14 protein-coding genes are annotated in these 19650 nt (G+C 60.6%); 8 read left to right on the top strand and 6 right to left on the bottom strand.

Annotation, left to right across the window (positions count from 1 at the left end):
• Nucleotides 1-131: 131 nt before the first annotated feature.
• Nucleotides 132-656, top strand: a complete 525-nt coding sequence (locus AB9L16_RS17230; RefSeq protein WP_041477347.1) for a DUF6586 family protein — start codon at nucleotides 132-134, stop codon at nucleotides 654-656.
• Nucleotides 657-762: 106 nt separating this feature from the next.
• A complete protein-coding gene (locus AB9L16_RS17225) occupies nucleotides 763-996 on the top strand; it encodes a hypothetical protein (protein ID WP_003226592.1) in 234 nt (77 codons plus the stop codon).
• A gap of 97 nt (nucleotides 997-1093) precedes the next feature.
• On the opposite strand, the gene sulA is transcribed toward AB9L16_RS17225, so the two are convergent.
• Both sulA and lexA read right to left on the bottom strand, forming a co-directional pair.
• Nucleotides 1094-1567 (bottom strand): SOS-induced cell division inhibitor SulA, encoded by a 474-nt coding sequence (gene sulA, locus AB9L16_RS17220; protein ID WP_041477346.1) that lies wholly within the window; start codon nucleotides 1565-1567, stop codon nucleotides 1094-1096.
• A 10-nt stretch (nucleotides 1568-1577) separates the two neighbouring features.
• Nucleotides 1578-2186, bottom strand: coding sequence for a transcriptional repressor LexA (gene lexA / locus AB9L16_RS17215; RefSeq protein WP_016775490.1), 609 nt, complete (start codon nucleotides 2184-2186; stop codon nucleotides 1578-1580).
• Nucleotides 2187-2415: 229 nt separating this feature from the next.
• Between lexA and AB9L16_RS17210 the strand changes: the two genes are divergently transcribed.
• The 4 genes from AB9L16_RS17210 to AB9L16_RS17195 all read left to right on the top strand — a co-directional run bounded on the left by AB9L16_RS17210 (nucleotide 2416) and on the right by AB9L16_RS17195 (nucleotide 8346).
• Complete coding sequence (locus AB9L16_RS17210) at nucleotides 2416-3123, top strand: TetR/AcrR family transcriptional regulator (RefSeq protein WP_056791523.1); 708 nt, start codon at nucleotides 2416-2418, stop codon at nucleotides 3121-3123.
• Between the two features lie 170 nt (nucleotides 3124-3293).
• Nucleotides 3294-4292, top strand: a complete 999-nt coding sequence (gene nagZ / locus AB9L16_RS17205) for a beta-N-acetylhexosaminidase (RefSeq protein ID WP_236169425.1) — start codon at nucleotides 3294-3296, stop codon at nucleotides 4290-4292.
• Between the two features lie 13 nt (nucleotides 4293-4305).
• Nucleotides 4306-5043 (top strand): S-methyl-5'-thioinosine phosphorylase, encoded by a 738-nt coding sequence (locus AB9L16_RS17200; RefSeq protein ID WP_016775487.1) that lies wholly within the window; start codon nucleotides 4306-4308, stop codon nucleotides 5041-5043.
• Between the two features lie 9 nt (nucleotides 5044-5052).
• Nucleotides 5053-8346: an SNF2-related protein gene (locus AB9L16_RS17195; RefSeq protein ID WP_375122451.1), complete on the top strand. Its 3294-nt coding sequence runs from the start codon at nucleotides 5053-5055 to the stop codon at nucleotides 8344-8346.
• 148 nt (nucleotides 8347-8494) lie between these two features.
• On the opposite strand, the gene AB9L16_RS17190 is transcribed toward AB9L16_RS17195, so the two are convergent.
• From AB9L16_RS17190 to mfd, 3 genes are read right to left on the bottom strand one after another with little or no spacing between them, the layout of a single operon-like run.
• Complete coding sequence (locus AB9L16_RS17190) at nucleotides 8495-11185, bottom strand: DEAD/DEAH box helicase (RefSeq protein WP_041477338.1); 2691 nt, start codon at nucleotides 11183-11185, stop codon at nucleotides 8495-8497.
• Between the two features lie 11 nt (nucleotides 11186-11196).
• Nucleotides 11197-11763 (bottom strand): CsiV family protein, encoded by a 567-nt coding sequence (locus AB9L16_RS17185; RefSeq protein ID WP_071173055.1) that lies wholly within the window; start codon nucleotides 11761-11763, stop codon nucleotides 11197-11199.
• Between the two features lie 10 nt (nucleotides 11764-11773).
• Nucleotides 11774-15223: a transcription-repair coupling factor gene (gene mfd, locus AB9L16_RS17180; protein WP_375122450.1), complete on the bottom strand. Its 3450-nt coding sequence runs from the start codon at nucleotides 15221-15223 to the stop codon at nucleotides 11774-11776.
• Between the two features lie 354 nt (nucleotides 15224-15577).
• Between mfd and AB9L16_RS17175 the strand changes: the two genes are divergently transcribed.
• Nucleotides 15578-17041, top strand: coding sequence for a glyceraldehyde-3-phosphate dehydrogenase (locus AB9L16_RS17175; RefSeq protein ID WP_236169416.1), 1464 nt, complete (start codon nucleotides 15578-15580; stop codon nucleotides 17039-17041).
• Between the two features lie 181 nt (nucleotides 17042-17222).
• On the opposite strand, the gene AB9L16_RS17170 is transcribed toward AB9L16_RS17175, so the two are convergent.
• Nucleotides 17223-18524 carry an MFS transporter gene (locus AB9L16_RS17170; protein WP_375122449.1) on the bottom strand — a complete coding sequence of 434 codons (1302 nt, stop codon included), beginning with the start codon at nucleotides 18522-18524 and terminating at the stop codon, nucleotides 17223-17225.
• A 75-nt stretch (nucleotides 18525-18599) separates the two neighbouring features.
• Here AB9L16_RS17170 and AB9L16_RS17165 point away from each other — a divergent pair, with 75 nt between their 5' ends.
• The gene (locus tag AB9L16_RS17165) at nucleotides 18600-19646 is read left to right on the top strand and encodes an FAD:protein FMN transferase (RefSeq protein WP_375122448.1); all 1047 of its coding nucleotides are present in this window, start codon (nucleotides 18600-18602) and stop codon (nucleotides 19644-19646) included.
• Nucleotides 19647-19650: the final 4 nt, after the last annotated feature.

Raw genomic sequence — 19650 nt, 5'->3', positions numbered from 1 at the left:
CAGCAAAAAGGCCGCATGAACCCTTCGGGTTTTCATGCGGCCTTTTTGTTTTTTGCTTGCGCTGGCATCGGCTGATCCATGACACTGCCGGGCCTGTGTGAAGCAATTATTTCGTTGTGGAGGCTGCCGTCATGGCCCACGAACTCTATACCCGCACCAACCAGAAGATCTATTTCGCCGGCCTGTCACTCGAAGCTCTGGCTCGTGCTGAAGAAGGGCGGGCGATGAATTCTCTGGCGCTGATCCAGGCCGGGCGTGAGTCGGCGTTGTTCCACCTCTACGGCGCACTGCTGGGCTTGTGTCATGAGATCGCCGGTTTTTATCGTCTGCCGCAGGCCAATTCGCCGAGGGCAGAGGAGTTGTTGAAGCGCGAAGTGCTGGAGTCGATCGCCATTCCGGAGTTGGCCGAAATGGTCGAGCTGGCCGGTAATCCGGAAACCTGGCTGGCGAAACTGCTGGCGGCGCACGCAGCACTGTTTCAGCCACCGAGGGCGCCACGCAAGCCGAAAGGCGACGTGACGCAGCCGCTGATCCAAGCGATTAATCTTGATGAAGAAGAGGCGCCAGAAGAGCTCAGTCGAGACGAGCTGGAGAGCTGGCGGCAGAACCTTAAAGGTCTGGCCCTGCGTTTCCGTGAAGGCTTGAACGAGTGCTGAGGTAGTTTGGCGCAGTGGCAATCTGAAACATGCTGCTGGTCAAGATCCCGAGCGAAGCTCGAATGATGTCTATATAATCGCTGCCTTTCGTGGAGAACAGACTTATATGCCAACGTCCTTTCTAGAAATTGTCGAGTTACCAGACGGCCGAATCGAACTGCGCAGGGCCGAGGACGAAGGTTCTCTGGTGACGCTGGATTTCTCCGAGGATGCCAAGGCGTTCCTGCAAGGCCAGCACGTTGAAATTGCCAAAGCGATGTTGAGCGTCGGCGTGCAGATGGCAGGTCGTATGGTTGAAGGCGAGTTTGATAAGGAAGAGGGGCCGCGGGTTCTTCATTGATCCACGCTTTGGCCTTTTCTCGGTCGCTTGCGCTTCAGATCGGCTTCTCTGTCCTTGGAGAAGCCCTGCGCTTCACACAGCGCGCATTACTCAACAATCAACCCAAACGAATGTTCAGGCTCTGAGCTTCGCCCGTGCGCGCGGCGCTGATCAGTTGTTGCCGTGAATTGGCATTCAACGGGTTTAGCCAGGTCACCACGGTGTGGCTGCGACCCAGTCGCAACGCTTCGCACGCCAGTTGCTGAGCACTCTGCGTGCCACGCGGTTGCAGCAGCAGGATGCGTTCGCGGTTCAGGCCGGCATCGCGCAGCCAGGTTTGCGTCAGGCTGGCGGGTGGGGCGATCAGCGTCAGCCAGCGCGCATCCTGATCCTCGCTCAATTCACGGAGGATCGGCGCTAGCAGGTTCAGGCAGTTCCCGGCCGCACCACGCAGTGATAGCTCACTGAAGGCGTCAGGTTTGGCATTCCAGTCACGCTCGACCACGTCTTTGAGGATCGGCGCAATCGGTTGCGCCAGAAACGCTTCAAATAAAGGCAGTTGTGTTTGCTGAGGTGTGTGTGGGAACTGCATGGAGCCTCCTTTAGCGGCGAATGACGCCGACACTCAAGCCTTCGATCACCAGTTCCTGATCTTTCAGGTCGACTTCGATAGGGGCAAACTCGGGGTTCTCGGCAATCAGCCAGACTTTGCTGCCTTCACGCTTGAAGCGTTTGACCGTCACTTCGTCGCCGATACGCGCAACCACAACCTGGCCGTTACGCGCTTCGCGGGTGGTATGCACTGCCAGCAGGTCGCCGTCGAAGATGCCGATATCCTTCATGCTCATGCCGTGCACACGCAACAGGTAGTCGGCGCGAGGATGGAAGAAGGTCGGGTTGATGTTGCAGGATTCTTCGATGTGCTGCTGGGCGAGGATCGGCGCGCCGGCAGCCACTCGGCCAATGATCGGCAGGGTGGAGTCGTCGGCCTTGGCTTCGAAGCCGGGAATACGAATGCCGCGGGAAGCGCCCGGGGTCATCTCGATCGCGCCCTTGCGGGCCAGGGCCTTGAGATGTTCTTCCGCCGCATTTGGCGATTTGAAACCCAATTCCTGAGCGATTTCCGCACGGGTGGGCGGATAGCCGTTGTCTTCGAGGCAACGTTTGATGAAGGCCAGAATCTCGGCTTGGCGTGGCGTCAGCTTTAGCATATTGATCGCTCTGTCTTTTTATACAGTGACTGGGATTATATACAGTGAAGCGGTCTTGGCAATGGGCGTTTTTTTGCCGCCCGCCGAGCGGTCGCGAAGGGCGCTTATTAATGCTGGCGCCTTGTGTGGTTAAATAGCTGACCGACCATTCCCAAAACGAACCGGCAGGCTTGACAAGGCTTAGGCTGAAACGTATGTTTCAAACAAGTGTTTGTCAGGCGGAGTAGCCATGGCCCAGTCGGAAACCGTTGAACGCATTCTTGATGCTGCCGAGCAGTTGTTCGCGGAGAAAGGATTCGCTGAAACCTCATTGCGTTTGATCACCAGCAAGGCTGGCGTCAATCTGGCTGCGGTGAATTATCACTTCGGCTCGAAAAAGGCGCTGATCCAGGCCGTGTTCTCGCGCTTCCTCGGTCCGTTCTGCGTCAGCCTCGATAAAGAGCTGGAGCGCCGTCAGGCCAAGCCTGAGAACAAGCCGACCCTCGAAGAGCTGCTGGAAATCCTCGTCGAGCAAGCGCTCGTCGTGCAGCCTCGCAGCGGTAACGATCTGTCGATCTTCATGCGTTTGCTCGGCCTCGCGTTCAGCCAGAGCCAGGGCCACTTGCGACGTTATCTGGAAGACATGTATGGCAAAGTGTTCCGCCGCTACATGCTGCTGGTCAACGAAGCGGCGCCACGCATTCCACCGATCGAGCTGTTCTGGCGCGTGCACTTCATGCTCGGCGCCGCAGCGTTCAGCATGTCCGGGATCAAGGCCTTGCGCGCGATCGCCGAGACCGATTTCGGCGTCAATACCTCCATCGAACAGGTCATGCGCCTGATGGTGCCGTTCCTCGCTGCCGGCATGCGCGCCGAAACCGGCGTCACCGATACAGCCATGGCCAGCGCGCAATTGCGTCCGCGCAGCAAATCCATACCGGTCGCCGCCAAGGTTTGACCGCGCACGGGTGGGCGCGGCAGCTGGTATCCGCTAAGCTAGCCGGCCATGCCGACTCTCGTACTGAACCCGATCTGCATGAATTCTGCTGACCGTCCGGGCATTGCCCACGGTAGCGAATGCAAGCAGATCGGGTTTTTCGTTTTCAAGGAATCTCTATGACTGCTGGCCTGCAAGGCTCGTTGATGGTGGACGTCGCCGGTACCTGGCTGACGGCCGAAGATCGCCAATTGTTGCGTCAGCCCGAAGTGGGCGGCCTGATCATTTTCGCCCGCAATATCGAGCATCCACGCCAGGTACGCGAACTGAGCGCCGCGATCCGCGCGATTCGCCCGGATCTGCTGCTGGCGGTTGATCAGGAAGGCGGGCGCGTGCAGCGTTTGCGTCAGGGATTCGTCCGTCTGCCAGCGATGCGTGCCATCGCCGATAACCCGAATGCAGAGTATCTCGCCGAGCAATGCGGCTGGATCATGGCCACCGAAGTGTTGGCGGTCGGGCTCGACCTGAGTTTCGCCCCGGTGCTGGATCTGGACTATCAGCGCAGCGCCGTGGTCGGCACTCGTTCCTTCGAAGGGGATCCCGAGCGTGCCGCCTTACTCGCCGGTGCATTCATTCGCGGCATGAACAGCGCCGGCATGGCCGCCACCGGCAAACATTTCCCAGGCCACGGCTGGGCCGAAGCCGACTCCCATGTGGCGATCCCGAACGACGAGCGCAGTCTCGACGAGATCCGCGCCAATGATCTGGTGCCCTTCGCCAAACTCAGCAAACAACTGGCCGCCGTCATGCCGGCCCACGTCATCTATCCGCAAGTCGACTCGCAGCCGGCCGGTTTCTCCCGACGCTGGCTGCAGGAGATTCTGCGCGGCGAGTTGCAGTTCGATGGCGTGATCTTCAGCGATGATCTGTCGATGGCCGGCGCTCACGTGGTCGGCGACGCTGCCAGCCGCATCGAAGCCGCGCTGAGTGCCGGTTGCGATATGGGCCTGGTATGCAACGACCGCGCGGCAGCCGAGCTGGCGTTGAGTGCCGCCCAGCGTATGAAGGTCAAGCCTTCCGCGCGCATCGCGAAGATGCGCGGGCAGGCCTTCGCCAGCACCGATTATCGTCAGGACCCGCGTTGGCTCACCGCCCTCGGCGCGCTCAAAGACGCTCAACTGATCGATTAAGGATTTTTTCGTTATGACCGTTTACGCAATCATCGGTGGCACTGGCCTGACTCAGCTCGAAGGCCTGAGCATTCGCCAGTCGCTGGCAGTCGACACCCCGTACGGCGCGCCTTCGGCCGAGGTGCAGATTGGTGAATACGCCGGCAAGGAAGTGCTGTTCCTCGCCCGTCACGGTCACCCCCATCGTTTCCCGCCGCACAAGGTCAACTACCGCGCCAACCTGTGGGCGTTGAAGCAGGCGGGTGCCGAAGCGATCATCGCCGTTAACGCGGTGGGCGGTATTCATCCGGCCATGGGCACCGGGCATTTCTGCGTGCCGCACCAGATCGTCGACTACACCAGTGGGCGCGAGCACACCTATTTCGCCGATGATCTGGAGCACGTCACCCACATCGATTTCAGCTTTCCCTACAGCGAACCGTTGCGTCAGCAACTGATTGCCGCGGTCGCCGCCGAAGGCTGCGAATACAGCGATCAAGGCGTGTACGCCTGCACCCAGGGTCCGCGTCTGGAAACGGTCGCCGAGATCGTGCGACTGGAGCGTGACGGCTGCGACATCGTCGGCATGACCGGCATGCCGGAAGCGGCGCTGGCGCGTGAGCTGGATCTGGATTACGCCTGTCTGGCGCTGGTGGTGAATCCTGCAGCCGGCAAGACCACCGAAGTGATCACCATGGCCGAAATCGAGCAGGCCCTGCACGATGGCATGGGCAAGGTGAAATCAACGTTGGCGCGAGTGCTGGCCAGCTAAGGACTGTCCATGAGCATTTTCATCGAGCGGCTTAAAGGGCTGACATGGACCCACGCATTCAGTAGCAAGGCGTTGGCCAAGGCCCGCGCTTATGCCGCCGATGACCGGGTAGAGATCCTCGAGATCGATGACAGGAAGATAGAGGCGTTCTGCGTCGGATCGCAACTTCAGGCGTATGAGCAAACCATTTACCTGTCAGAAGATCGGTTGGGATCGGTTAGCTTGCGATGCCTGTGCAGCTGTCCGGTTGCACTGGACTGCAAGCACAGCGCAGCGGTGCTCTATCACCTGCTGGGCACTGGCGAGGATGCGTCTGGAAGTGACGCGCAGACCCCGTTGGGACGAGCGCTGGAGCATTGGCTTTCAACAATTCCCGTGCCGGCCAAGCCCGCTGAAGAAAGTGCGCAAACCGCAGGCACGCGTCTGTTTTACAAGCTCAAACCGACGTCTGCGAACGGCAAGTGGCTGCTCGATATTTTCAAGGTCTACCAGCTCAAGAGCGGCGAGTTACGCGAGGTCAAACCGATGTACTCGCTCGCGGAAATGCTCATGCGCCAGCCCGGCTACCTGTCCGAGCTGGATCTGCGCATCGCCCGGCTGTTGGTCGCCATGCATTCCCATCACGCCTATTACAGCGGCTATCCGCTGGAAGGCAGCAGTGGCGCCGAACTGCTGGAAATGCTCCTGCGTACCTCGCGGCTGTTCCTCGACTTCGAAGACCTGCGAGCGCTGACACCGGGGGCGAAACGCGTCGGTCAGTTCTCTTGGGCCGAGCAGGCTGACGGCGGATTCCGCGCGCAATGGAGCAGTGCCGAAGCCGCGCAGGAAACCGTGCTGGCGCTGGAGCCGCTTTATTACCTTGATCGCGAGCAGCGCCAGGTTGGCCCGCTGTTCACTGAGCTGGAAGAAAAACTCGCCTGCCATTTGACCCTGGCGCCAGACATTCCGGCGCGTCAGGCCATGCAGTTCAGCCATCGCATGAGCGCGGCGACCCAAATTGCGCCACCGCACAAACTCACCGAACGGATCATCGATGACGTGCTGCCGCAGCCGCAACTGACCCTGGTCAGCGGCCGGGAACGTTCGCGCTGGGAATACGTGCTGGAGCACCGCGCCGCTCTGCTGTTTACCTACAACGGTCATCCGGCGGTGGATCGCAACCCGGAAGTGATGATCCTCAACGGCAGCGAAACCCAGCGCATTCAGCGTCAACCTGCGCTGGAAAAGAAGCTGCGCCAGAACCTGCAAAAACATGGCTTCAAGAAAGCCACGCGCAAGAGTGCAATGGACCGTCCCGGCGAGATGTTTACCTTGCCGGATGATTCCGCTTGGCTTGGGTTCATGCACGAAGGGCTGGCCACGCTGCGCGCCGCAGATTGGAAAATCGAGATCAGTCCCGGTTTCCATTTCGATGTACAACCGGTTGAGCAGTGGTACGCGGAGGTTGAAGAAGAGGCTACGCATCAGTGGTTTGATCTGCAGTTGGGTATCGTCGTCAACGGCGAGCGCTACAGCTTGCTGCCGATCCTTCTGCACCTGTTGCGGACCCAGCCGCGCTTGCTCGACCCGGTCAATCTGGCGCAGCGCAGCGATGATGAAAAACTCCTGATCGAGCTCAAGCCCAGCGGTTTTGGCGACCCGGCGGGCGCCAAAGTCGCGTTGCCGCTGAGTCGGGTCAAACCGCTGATGGCGACGCTGGGCGAGCTGTATCTGGGCGGACACCAGGGCGATGCGCTGCGCTTGACCGCTCCAGACGCCGCACGCCTGAGTATGCTCGATGGCGTACCGCTGGACTGGCAGGGCGGCGAACGCCTGCGCACTTTTGCCAAGCGTCTGCAGAATTCCAGTCACGCCCAGATTGCTGCGCCGGCCGGCCTCAACGCGCAACTGCGTCCGTATCAGCTCGAAGGCTTGAACTGGATGCAGACCCTGCGCGAGCTGGAAGTCGGCGGCATTCTGGGCGATGACATGGGCCTGGGCAAAACCCTGCAGACCCTGGCGCATCTGCTCACGGAAAAACACGCCGGGCGCCTGGACTGTCCGGCACTGGCGGTGATGCCGACCAGCCTGATTCCCAACTGGCTCGACGAGGCCGAGCGCTTCACGCCGCAGTTGAAAGTCCTGGCGCTGCACGGGACCGGGCGGCAGAAGGACTTTGCCAATCTCGCCGAATACGACTTGGTGCTAACCACTTACGCATTGCTGCCCAGGGATCTGGAGATCTTGCAGCCGCAGCCGTGGAGCGTGCTGATTCTCGACGAAGCGCAGAACATCAAGAACCCGCTGAGCAAAGCCGCCCAGGCCGCCCGTGACTTACAGGCCCGTCAGCGCTTGTGTTTGAGCGGTACGCCGCTGGAAAACCACCTCGGTGAGCTGTGGTCGCAGTTCCATTTCCTCATGCCCGGCTGGCTCGGCGACAGCAAATCCTTCAACCGCGATTACCGCACGCCGATCGAGAAGCACGGCAATGTGCAGCGCATGCAGCACCTGACCGCGCGCATCAAGCCGTTTTTGCTGCGGCGCAAGAAGGATCAGGTCGCCACCGAGTTGCCGCCGAAAACCGAGATCATCCACTGGGTCGAACTCAGTGATGGTCAGCGCGACGTCTATGAGACGGTGCGCGTGGCGATGGACAAAAAGGTCCGCGACGAAATCGCCCGCAGCGGCGTGGCGCGCAGTCAGATCATCATCCTCGATGCGCTGCTCAAGCTGCGTCAGGTCTGCTGCGATCTGCGCCTGGTCAATATGCCGCTCACGGCAAAGGCGTTGCGCTCGGGCAGCGGCAAGCTGATCAGCCTGATGGAGATGCTCGAAGAATTGCTCGGCGAAGGTCGGCGCATTCTGCTGTTCTCGCAGTTCACCTCGATGCTGGCGCTGATCGAGCAGGAGTTGCAGCAACGCGGGCTTGCCTACTCGTTGCTGACCGGCGACACCACCGATCGGCGCACGCCGGTGAGGGATTTCCAGGGCGGCAAGGTGCCGTTGTTCCTGATCAGCCTCAAGGCCGGGGGCACTGGTCTGAACCTGACGGCGGCAGACACGGTGATTCACTTCGATCCTTGGTGGAACCCGGCGGTGGAGAATCAGGCGACTGATCGGGCGTATCGCATCGGGCAGAACAATCCGGTGTTCGTCTACAAGTTGATTGCCAAAGGCACCGTCGAAGAGAAGATCCAGGCGTTGCAGCAGGAGAAAGCGGCGCTGGCCGGGGCGGTGCTTGAGGGTGGCACGACGGGCGGATTCAAACTGGAACAGAGTGATATCGAGGCGTTGTTTGCGCCGTTGCCGGTTTCCAAGGGTTGAGCCCTGAGTGATTGCGCAATATTGGATGACCCCATCGCTGGCAAGCCAGCTCCCACAGGTATCGAGTTGAAACACAATCTTCGGTACAGCTCATAACCCTGTGGGAGCTGGCTTGCCAGCGATAGCTATCTAACCAGCGACGCCGCTTTCAGCGCTTGTCGATCTTGTCCGGCAACGGCGCAAACAGCGCTTCAATATCATCGCTCTGCAACTTCCAGTCCCCGGCCTTGCGCCCATCGAGCACGCCCGCTGCCAGGTCGGACTTTTCCTTCTGCAGGTGCTGAATTTTCTCTTCCACTGTGCCCCGGGCAATCATCTTGTAGACGAACACCGGTTTCTCCTGGCCGATTCGATACGCGCGGTCAGTCGCCTGATTCTCGGTTGCCGGGTTCCACCATGGGTCGTAGTGAATCACCGTGTCGGCTTCGGTCAGGTTCAAACCGACGCCACCGGCCTTCAGGCTGATCAGAAAAATCTGACGCGTGCCGCTCTGGAATTCCTTCACCGGTGTGCGCCGGTCGCGGGTCTGGCCAGTGAGGAGGGCGTAAGCGATCTTGCGTTTTTTCAATTCCTCTTCGATCAATGTCAGCATCGAAGTGAATTGCGAGAACAGCAGAATCCGCCGGCCTTCTTCGAACAGTTCCTCAAGCATTTCCATCAGGCTGTCGAGCTTGCCCGAGGTGCTGCCGCGCGCGGGCAGGGTGGCGTCGTTGACCAGGCGCAGATCGCAGCAGACCTGGCGCAGCTTGAGCAGTGCTTCGAGGATGATGATCTGGCTGCGTGCCACGCCTTTGCGAGTGATCTCGTCACGGACTTTCTTGTCCATCGCCAGGCGCATGGTCTCGTACACGTCGCGTTGCGCTTCGTTGAGTTCGACCCAATGGATGATTTCGGTTTTCGGCGGCAGCTCGGTGGCGACCTGCTCTTTGGTGCGGCGCAGCAGAAACGGTTTTATCCGACCGTTGAGGTGCTGCAGTCTGACTTCGCTACCGCGCTTTTCGATCGGCACGCGGTAATCGGCATTGAAACTTTTCACGTCGCCGAGCCAGCCCGGTAACAGGAAGTGGAACAGCGACCAGAGCTCGCCCAAGTGGTTTTCCAGCGGCGTGCCGCTGAGGCACAGGCGCTGGCGTGCATTCAGCTCGCGGGCGGCCTGGGCGGCTTTGCTGTTGGGGTTCTTGATGTATTGGGCTTCGTCCAGCACCAGAACGTGCAGCGGCTGTTTGGCCAAGCGCTCAAGGTCCTTGGGCAACAGGGCGTAAGTAGTGAGGATCAGGTCGAAGTCGGCCAGATTGTCGAAGTGCTTTTTTCGCGTGGCGCCGTACAGCGCGAGGACTTTCAGCTGCGGGGTGAAGTGCGCCGCTTCATCGAGCCAGTTCGGAATCAGGCTGGTCGGCATCACCACCATGCACGGACGATCGAGGCGTCCGGCGTTCTTCTCGCTGAGAATATGCGCCAGGGTCTGCAGGGTTTTGCCCAGGCCCATGTCATCCGCAAGAATCCCGCCGACCTCCAGTTGCCGCAGCGATTGCATCCAGCTCAAACCTTCGAGCTGATACGGGCGCAGCGTTGCATTCAGACCTTGCGGCGCTTCGGCAGTGAAATCGCGGATGTCGCGCAGCCGCTGGGCGAAGGTGCGCATCTGCTCGCCGCCTTCCCACAACAGCGGCAGGCCTTCCAGCGAATTGAGCCGGGTGGCGTCAGCCTTGCTCAGGCGCAGGGTGGTTTCGCCCGGCTCCTGCAAATAGAACTCGCCCAGCGTCATCAATACCGGCTTCAAGCGACCGAGCGGCAGCGCCACTTGCAACGGCCCATGCTCGCTGGTGCGTTGCGGAATGTTCACCAGAATCAGCTCGTCATCGCGACGACGGGCGAGGCGTTCCGGGTTGAGGATCTCGGTGTGCGAGCGCATCAGATTCAGCAGAATCGGCAGCAGGCTCAGGCGCTCGCCGTTGACGATGATACCCAGTTCCAGATCGAACCAGTCGCGCTCCGGCGCCTGTTCGACGGTGGCGTACCAGTCGTCGACGGCGGTCAGGTCGAAACCGAATTCCTCATCGATCTGCAACTCCCAGCCCTGGCTGCGCAGCTTCGGCAAGTCATTGAGGGTGAAGGTCAGCCAGGCGCTGTCGTTGACCATCTCGTAGAGTTCGCCGGCGCTTTCCGGCAGTGCTTTGCTCTGCCTTGTGGCGATGCGGAAACCGAGGATGCGTAACTGTTCGCGGTAGGACTGTTCGACGTCCGGGTGACGTTTTATTCGCAGGGTCTGGGCTTCCTGACGGATCAGGATATCGCTGTGTTTTTGCCCGCTGACGTATTCGTCCAGATAGCTGAACGACAGTGCCGCGCGATGCTGAATGTAGCGCTGCATCTTGCCGTTGCGCGGCTCGAAGGCGCTGAATTCGACGCTCGCCAGCCATAGGCGTGGCACCGGTTGCACGTTGTCCACCAGCACTTGCGGCGGCGCTTTCGGGCTACGGTTCTCCAGCACGGCCTGGAGTTTTTCCAGCAACTCGGCATCTTTCGCGGCGGCGGGGTAGTCGAGGGTTTCCTGGATTTTCAGCAGCACCGCCGCGCAGTGTTTGCAGTTGCTGCGCACCGGACAGGTGCAGGTGGCGTCGACCAGCAACAGCGTCGCTTTGGCTGACTCGCGCAGATGGATGGTCTGCCGGTAGACACTGCCGCCAGAACCTTCGCAACTGGCGGTGATGGTCGCATCGCCGACCTGGGCGATGCGCACCCGATTCTCCAAAGCGTAGCGGCGGCCGCGCTCCAGACTCTGTTCTTTGAATCGGCTGACCCACGACGGGGCCAGCGGTTTGCTCAGGGGCGGCGGCATAAGGACTTCGATCAGTCCGGCACGACTTCGGGCGCTTCGCGAGGCGCTGGCGCGGTCAGGGAAGTGATTTTGATCAGCAGGGCCAGATGACCGTTGTCGAGGTAATTGAGCTGGCCGTTCTTGGTGTGGCTGTCCTGGCGCAGGCGCTCACTGGCGGTGACCAGGCCATTGGCGTCGATCTGATTGACCCAGAAATCGGCGGTCACGTCGGTGAAGCGGCCGAGTTTCATTTCCAGCGTGCCCTCGATCGGGAACTGGCCGAACTGCTCCTGACCTTCGCTCACTGCGACTTTCGCCGGTGCTTCGCCGAGGCTCTGCTGCCAGGCTTTGTGCATCAGCACGGTGTACTCGCCGCTGGCGGTGAGTTTGCTCACTACATCATTCAGCGCCGGGGTGCGCTGGCTGTCGCTGCCCAGACGCTGGGCGCCTGCGGCCCAGTCTTCCGGGGCGGCGCGGCTGACGATGGCCGGGACGGCATTCTGGCGCACCAGGATCATTTCGACCTGATACGTGTCATCGGCAAACGCCGTCGGTGCTGCAAGTGCAAGCAACAAAGTCAGGGAGCGGAACAGGCGCATCGGGCGTCCTTCAAGCGGATTTCGGGATAAGACGCTCAAACAGCGCCTCGACAGTATTGAAACGTTCTTCCGGGCGCTCCATCGGCACCTGGAATTTAAACATCGTCGCGCCTTCGAACTTGTAGCGCTTGGGCTGCGTCTGGATCAGCTTGATCAGGGTCATCGGGTCAACCGGCGTCTGCGCTTCGAACTCGATGCGTCCGCCTTGCGGCCCGCCGTCGACTTTCTTGATGCCGAGCTTTTCCGCCTGCAATTTCAGCGCGGTGATCCGCACCAGGTTCTTGGTCGGCTCCGGCAACAGGCCGAAGCGGTCGATCATCTCCACCTGCAGATCCTTGAGGCCTTCCTCGTCGGTGGCCGAGGCGATGCGTTTATACAGAATCAACCGCGCATGCACATCCGGCAGATAATCTTCCGGAATCAGCGCCGGCACCCGCAGATTGACTTCCGGGCCGCCGCCAAGCGGTTGATCGAGGTTCGGCTGCTCGCCCTTGCGGATCGACTTCACCGCGCGTTCGAGCATTTCCATGTACAGGGTGAAACCGACGGCCTGAATCTGCCCGCTCTGACCATCGCCGAGCAGTTCGCCGGCGCCACGGATTTCCAGGTCGTTGGTGGCCAGGACGAAACCGGCGCCGAGGTCCTGGGTATTGGCGATCGCTTCCAGACGTTTTTCCGCGTCCGAAGTGATTTGCTGGCGTGGCGGTGTCAGCAGGTAGGCGTAAGCCTGGTGGTGACTGCGGCCGACACGACCACGCAACTGGTGCAGCTGGGCCAGACCGAACTTGTCGGCGCGCTCGATGATGATGGTGTTGGCGCTCGGCACGTCGATGCCGGTCTCGATGATGGTCGAGGCGATCAGCACGTTGAAGCGCTTGTGGTAGAAGTCGCTCATCACCTGTTCGAGTTCACGTTCGCGCATCTGCCCGTGGCCGATACCGATGCGCGCTTCCGGCACCAGTTCGGCGAGGTCGGCGGCGCATTTCTCGATGGTCTTCACATCGTTGTGCAGGTAATAAACCTGACCGCCACGCAGCAGTTCACGCAGCAGGGCCTCTTTGACCGTGCTCTTGTTCTGCTCCATGACAAAAGTGCGCACCGACAGGCGCCGCGCTGGCGGCGTGGCGATGATCGACAGATCGCGCATGCCCGACACCGCCATGTTCAGCGTGCGCGGAATCGGCGTCGCGGTCAGGGTCAGAATGTCGACTTCGCTGCGCAGGGCCTTGAGCTGTTCTTTCTGGCGCACGCCAAAGCGGTGCTCTTCGTCGATGATCACCAGCCCGAGGTTTTTGATCTTCACATCATCGGACAGCAGTTTGTGCGTGCCGATGACGATGTCGATCTTGCCTTCCGCCAGATCGGTGATCGCCGCGTTGACTTCCTTGGCCGATTTGAAGCGACTCATCACTTCCACGGTCACCGGCCAGTCGGCGAAGCGGTCGCGGAAACTGTTGTAGTGCTGCTGGGCGAGCAGGGTGGTCGGCACCAGAATCGCCACCTGACGACCGCCGTGCACGGCAATGAACGCGGCGCGCATGGCTACTTCGGTCTTGCCGAAGCCAACGTCGCCGCAGACCAGACGATCCATCGGTTTCGGCGCGAGCATGTCTTCGCGCACGGCCTCGATGGTCGCTTGCTGGTCCGGCGTCTCCTCGAACGGGAAACCGGCGCTGAAGGTGGCGTAATCGGCCTTCGGGTCGGCGAAGGCGTAACCTTCACGGGCGGCACGACGGGCGTAAATGTCGAGCAATTCGGCGGCGACGTCACGCACCTGCTCGGCGGCTTTGCGCTTGGCTTTCTGCCAGGTTTCCGAGCCGAGGCGGTGCAGCGGCGCGAGCGAATCGTCGCTGCCGGTGTAACGTGCGATCAGGTGCAGGTTGGCCACCGGCACGTAGAGCTTGGCGTTCTCGGCGTATTCGAGGGTGAGGAACTCGGCGGCCTGATTGTCGATTTCCAGAATCGTCAGGCCCAGGTAGCGGCCGACGCCGTGGTCGATATGCACCACCGGCGCGCCTTCGCGCAGTTCGGTGAGGTTCTTGATCACCGCATCGTTGCTGACGTCGCTGCGCTTTTCGCGGCGACGACGTTGCATGACCCGTTGGCCGAACAGCGGACTTTCCGCCACCAGAGCTAGCGCCGGGTCGTCGAGCAGCAGACCTTCGTCGAGCGGGGCAATGGTGATCGCCAGACGATCCTTGCTGGCGACGAAGTCAGGCCAGCTGTCGACGGTTTTCGGCCGCAACTTCAGACGTTCCAGCAGTTCCAGCAGGACTTCGCGACGACCCGCCGATTCAGCGGTGAACAACACGCGACCGGGGAATTCTTCGAGGAAGCCGGCCAGCGCCGCCAGCGGTTGCGTGGCCTTGGCTTCGATGGCCAGATCGGGCAGCGCATGTGCCGGGAAGCGCTCACGGCCGACGCCGCTTTCAACGTCCTGTTGACTGGCAACGACCCGTGGCCAGTTCTTCAGGCGCGCGAAGCAGTCTTCCACTGGCAGGAACAGTTCGGCCGGTGGCAATAAAGGACGCGATGGATCGACGCGGCGTTCTTCGTAACGATTGCGCACGTCGTTCCAGAAGTTTTCCGCCGCCTGCTCGATGCCCGGCAGCGAGAACACTTGTGTGTCCTGAGGCAGGTAATCGAACAGCGTCGAAGTTTCGTCGAAGAACAGCGGCAGGTAGTACTCGATGCCGGCCGGAGTGATGCCGCTGCTCAAATCCTGAAAGATCGGGCAGCGGCGGAAGTCGACGTCGAAGCGCTCACGGAAACGCGCCTTGAAGCGGGTGACTGCGTCTTTCTGCAACGGAAACTCGCGGGCCGGCAGCAGCTTGACCGACTCGACCTTGTCGATTGAACGCTGGGTTTCCGGATCGAAGGTGCGCAGGGTTTCGATTTCGTCGTCGAACAGGTCGATGCGATACGGCAGTTTGCTGCCCATCGGGAACAGGTCGATCAGCGCGCCGCGTACGGTGAACTCGCCGTGCTCGTACACCGTGTCGACATAGCGATAGCCGCTGGCTTCGAGCCGCGCGCGCATCTGTTCGACGTCGAGCTTCTGGCCGATATCCAGCACCAGGCTGCTGCCGAGCAGGAATTTGGTCGGCGCCAAGCGATGCAGGGCGGTGGTGATCGGTACCACCAGCACGCCGTGGGCCAGTTCCGGCAGGCGATACAGGCTGGCGATGCGCTGGGAGATAATGTCCTGGTGCGGCGAGAACAGGTCGTAGGGCAGGGTTTCCCAGTCGGGGAAATGCAGTACGGGCAAATCCGGGGCGAAGAAACTCAGCTCCTGTTCCAGCCGTTCGGCGCTTTGGCTGTCGGCGGTCAGCAGCAGGGTAAAGCGCTTGGCAGCGCTGGCAGCCTCGGCAATCGCCAGGCTGAGGGCGGCACCGGGCAGATTGCCCCAGTGCTGTTTACCTGCTTCGGCAGGGAGTAACGGTAGACGCAGAACAGGCACGGAAGGTTGAGCTCCAGGCGTTGCGACAAAGTCGGTAATTGTAGCGGCCTCCGGTGCCGCCTGTCAGTTGCAGACTGCGTCTATCTTCACGGTTTGGACGAAATGTAGTGGTAACCATAAAAACGAGCACTTTTTTCATGGTTATGTAGTGCCGAAACCGGGTGGTGTTACGGAGGGTTACAGACATCGTCTAACAGTCGTCGAAAAATTGACTGCGCTGAAAGCCCCGGTTTTACTGGGCTGGAGAAAGGCGTAAATTTTTTGAACGGGATTTTGTTACCGATTGCGCGACAAGCGCGCATTGCTGAAAGGGCTTGTCGGCGGCATAATGTAGCCCCTTTTTTCTGCCCCTACATGTGGAAGGTTACCGTGACTCAGAAGCCCGACCAGTGTCTTGGTGAATGGATCGACCGTGAAGCACTCGCAGAAGCGATGATTCCGCTTATCGGTCAGCTCTACCGCAATAACAACGTGGTTAGCTCGATCTATGGCCGCAGCCTGATCAACCAGTCTGTCATCGCGATTCTCAAAGCTCACCGCTTTGCTCGCCACCGTTCTTCCGACGACAGCGAACTCTCCGTCCACGAAACATTCCCACTGCTCAAGGCCATGAGCGAGCTCAAGCTCGGCGCGGCGTCGGTGGATCTGGGCAAGCTGGCGTTCAAATTCCGTAACGAAGGCAACGGCCGCAGCGCCGAGCAGTTCGTGCGTGAAGAGATGGCTGACGTGGTTGGCCAGCAGAACGCTTCGGCCCGCAAAGGCACCGACGTTGTTCTTTACGGCTTCGGTCGTATCGGCCGTCTGCTGGCGCGCATCCTGATCGAGAAAACCGGTGGCGGCGACGGCCTGCGTCTGCGCGCCATCGTCGTGCGCAAAGGCGCCGAGAACGACCTGACCAAACGCGCCAGCCTGCTGCGTCGCGATTCGGTACACGGTTCGTTCAACGGCACCATTACCATCGACGAAGAAAACAACACCATCACCGCCAACGGTAACCTGATCCAGGTGATCTACGCGAAGAACCCGACCGAGGTGGATTACACCCAGTACGGCATCAAAGACGCGCTGCTGGTGGACAACACCGGTGTATGGCGTGACGCCGATGGCCTGGGCCAGCACTTGCAGTGCCCGGGTATCGATCGCGTTGTTCTGACCGCGCCTGGCAAGGGCAAGCTGAAGAACATCGTTCACGGCATCAACCACGGTGAAATCACCGCTGACGACAAGATCGTCTCGGCTGCTTCCTGCACCACCAACGCTATCGTGCCGGTGCTCAAAGCGGTCAACGACAAGTTCGGCATCATCAACGGTCACGTCGAAACCGTTCACTCGTACACCAACGACCAGAACCTGATCGACAACTTCCACAAGGGCGATCGCCGTGGCCGCAGCGCCGCGCTGAACATGGTGATCACCGAGACCGGCGCCGCTACCGCTGCTGCCAAGGCGCTGCCTGAGCTGGCCGGCAAGCTGACCGGTAACGCGATTCGTGTTCCGACGCCAAACGTGTCGATGGCCATTCTCAACCTCAACCTTGAGAAAGCCGCCACCCGTGAAGAGATGAACGAGTACCTGCGCTACATGGCGCTGCACTCCGAGCTGCACAAGCAGATCGACTTCGTCAATTCGCAGGAAGTGGTGTCGACTGACTTCGTTGGCTCGCGTCACGCCGGTGTAGTCGACGCTGAAGCGACCATCGTGCAGGACAACCGCGTCGTTCTGTACGTCTGGTACGACAACGAGTTCGGCTACAGCTGCCAGGTGGTTCGCGTGATGGAAGACATGGCTGATGTGAATCCGCCAGCGTTCCCGCGCTAAGCTTCAGGCTTGAATGAAAACGCCCCGGCATTTTGTCGGGGCGTTTTTGTTTGTGGAGTGATCGTTCCCACGCTCTGCGTGGGAATGCAGCCCGGGACGCTCTGCGTCCCATTGGAACGCGGAGCGTCCCTTGAAGCGTTCCTTTGCTGCGCGTGGGAGCGATCGCGCTGGCGGGTGCGATCTAACTGGCGCCGCCAACCACAGCAGCCTGCGCCGTGCGTAACTCATGCCGGTTGCCACGGAACAGCACCAGTGTCGCAATCAAGCCCAACACCGCCGCGCCACTTAGCCAGATGCCCGGTGCTGCCTTGTTGTCCAGCACATGAATCAGATAGGTGCACGCTGCCGGAGTAAATCCGCCGAACGTCGCCGTTGCCAAACTGTAGGCCAGGGAAAACCCGGTCGTGCGCACTTCCACCGGCATGATCTCCGTCAGCGCCACCACCATCGCGCCGTTGTACGAGCCGTACAGGAACGACAGCCACAATTCGACAATCAGCAAATGGCTGAAGCTCGGATTCGCCACCAGCCACGACAGTGCCGGGTACGCCGTGAGGATCGCCAGAATCGTCGCCGCCAGCAGTAAGGGTTTTCGGCCGATCTTGTCGGATACCGCGCCCATCACCGGTAGCCAGAAGAAGTTCGACAAGCCGATGCACACCGTCACCAACAGCGCATCGAGATCAGACAGGTGCAGTTCGGCCTTGCCGAACGTCGGGGTGTAAGCGGTGATCAGGTAGAACGACACCGTGGTCATCACCACCAGCGCCATGCCGGCAATGACGATGCCGAAGTTCTGCCCGATCGAGCGGACGATTTCGCCGAGGGTAGGGCGGTGGGTGCGCGCCTGGAACTCCGGGGTTTCTTCCAGCGAGCGACGGATGAAAAAAATCACCGGCACGATCATGCAGCCCATCAGAAACGGTACGCGCCAGCCCCATTCGCCCATCTGCTCAGGGCTCAGCCAGTGGTTGAGGCCAACGCCGAGCAGACCGGCGAACACCACGGCTGCCTGTTGGCTGGCGGACTGCCAACTGACGAAAAAGCCTTTACGCCCCGGCGTAGAAATTTCCGCCAGATACACCGACACACCGCCCAGTTCCACGCCCGCCGAGAAGCCTTGCAACACACGGCCGAACAACACCAGCAGCGGCGCGGCGACACCGAGCGTCGCGTAGCCGGGCACGCAGGCGATCAGCACCGTACCGGCGGCCATCATCGCCAAAGTGATGATCAGCCCTTTGCGCCGTCCGTGACGGTCGATATAGGCACCGAGGAAAATCGCCCCCAGCGGACGCATCAGGAAGCCGGCGCCGAAGGTCGCCAGCGACAGCATCAGCGAAGCGAACGCGCTGTCGGTGGGGAAGAAGGTTTTGGCGATGGCCGTGGCATAGAAGCCGTAGACCATGAAGTCGAACATTTCGAGGAAGTTGCCGCTGACAACGCGAAAGATCGCTTTGCCTTTGCCCGTGGTGGAGGACATGGGAGGTACTCACTGTTCAATTTTGTATAAAGGCGTTGCAGCCATGGGGAAGCGAGCGGGCGCTTGTAGTTCATAATGGCCGCCGTGGTTTTGCGGGGAGATGAAGAATTGTTAACTGGACGCTGGTTGGGGCTTGTGGTGTTGGCGGCGGCAATCGGCGGCTGCGGCAACGGCGATTCCCTGGAAGAGGTTGGCGGTTCGACCATGGGCAGCACCTGGTCGGTCAAGTACGTGCGCCACGCCGGGGTCGCCGATCCTGCGCAGGTGCGCAGCAAAGTGCAGGCCATCCTCGGTGAAGTCGATCAACAGCTGTCGACTTACCGCAGTGACTCCGTCATCGAGCGTTTCAACGCCTTGCCCGCCGATAGCTGCCAAGCCATGCCGACAGCGGTGCTCGAATTGGTCCGCATCGGCGAACAGCTTTCAATGCAAAGCGAAGGCTCCTACGACCTGACCGTGGAACCGCTGCTGGACCTCTGGGGATTCGGCCCGCAAGGACGCGAAGAAAAGATCCCTGATGCGGCCGCTGTGGCCGAGGTCATGCAGCGGGTCGGCCATCAGCACCTGCGCATCGATGGCGAGCGGTTGTGCAAGGACGCCGCCGTCGAAGTCGACTTCAACAGCATTGCCGCCGGTTACGCCGTGGATACCATCGCCGCCAGATTGCAGGGCATGGGCATCGACAATTACCTGGTCGAAGCCACGGGCGAACTCAAGGTCCGGGGCAAGAAGCCGGATGGTTCCGCGTGGCGCATCGCTCTCGAAGAGCCTCGCGATGACCAGCAATTGGCCGAGCGGATTATCGATGTCGATGGCTACGGCGTGTCCACCTCCGGTGACTACCGCCATTATTTTCTGCAGGACGGTCGGCGTTATTCCCACACCTTCGATGCACGCAGCGGAAGGCCGGTCCTACATGATCTGGCGTCAGTCACGGTGATTCATCCTTCAGCGTTGATGGCCGATGGACTATCGACGCTGTTGCTGATTCTCGGGCCGGAAAGGGCACGGGACTATGCCCAAAAGCATGACATTGCTGCATTCTTTGTCTTGCGTGCCGATACAGGTTTCGTCACCCGCAGCAGTCAGGCATTTACGCAGCTTGTCGGTGAAAAAAACTGACCGG

Origin of the sequence: Pseudomonas sp. LW8, assembly GCF_041956865.1 — a bacterium.
Lineage (GTDB): Bacteria > Pseudomonadota > Gammaproteobacteria > Pseudomonadales > Pseudomonadaceae > Aquipseudomonas > Aquipseudomonas siliginis.
Note: the sequence above shows the minus strand (reverse complement) of the source record. Positions and strands in the feature narration are given on the sequence as shown.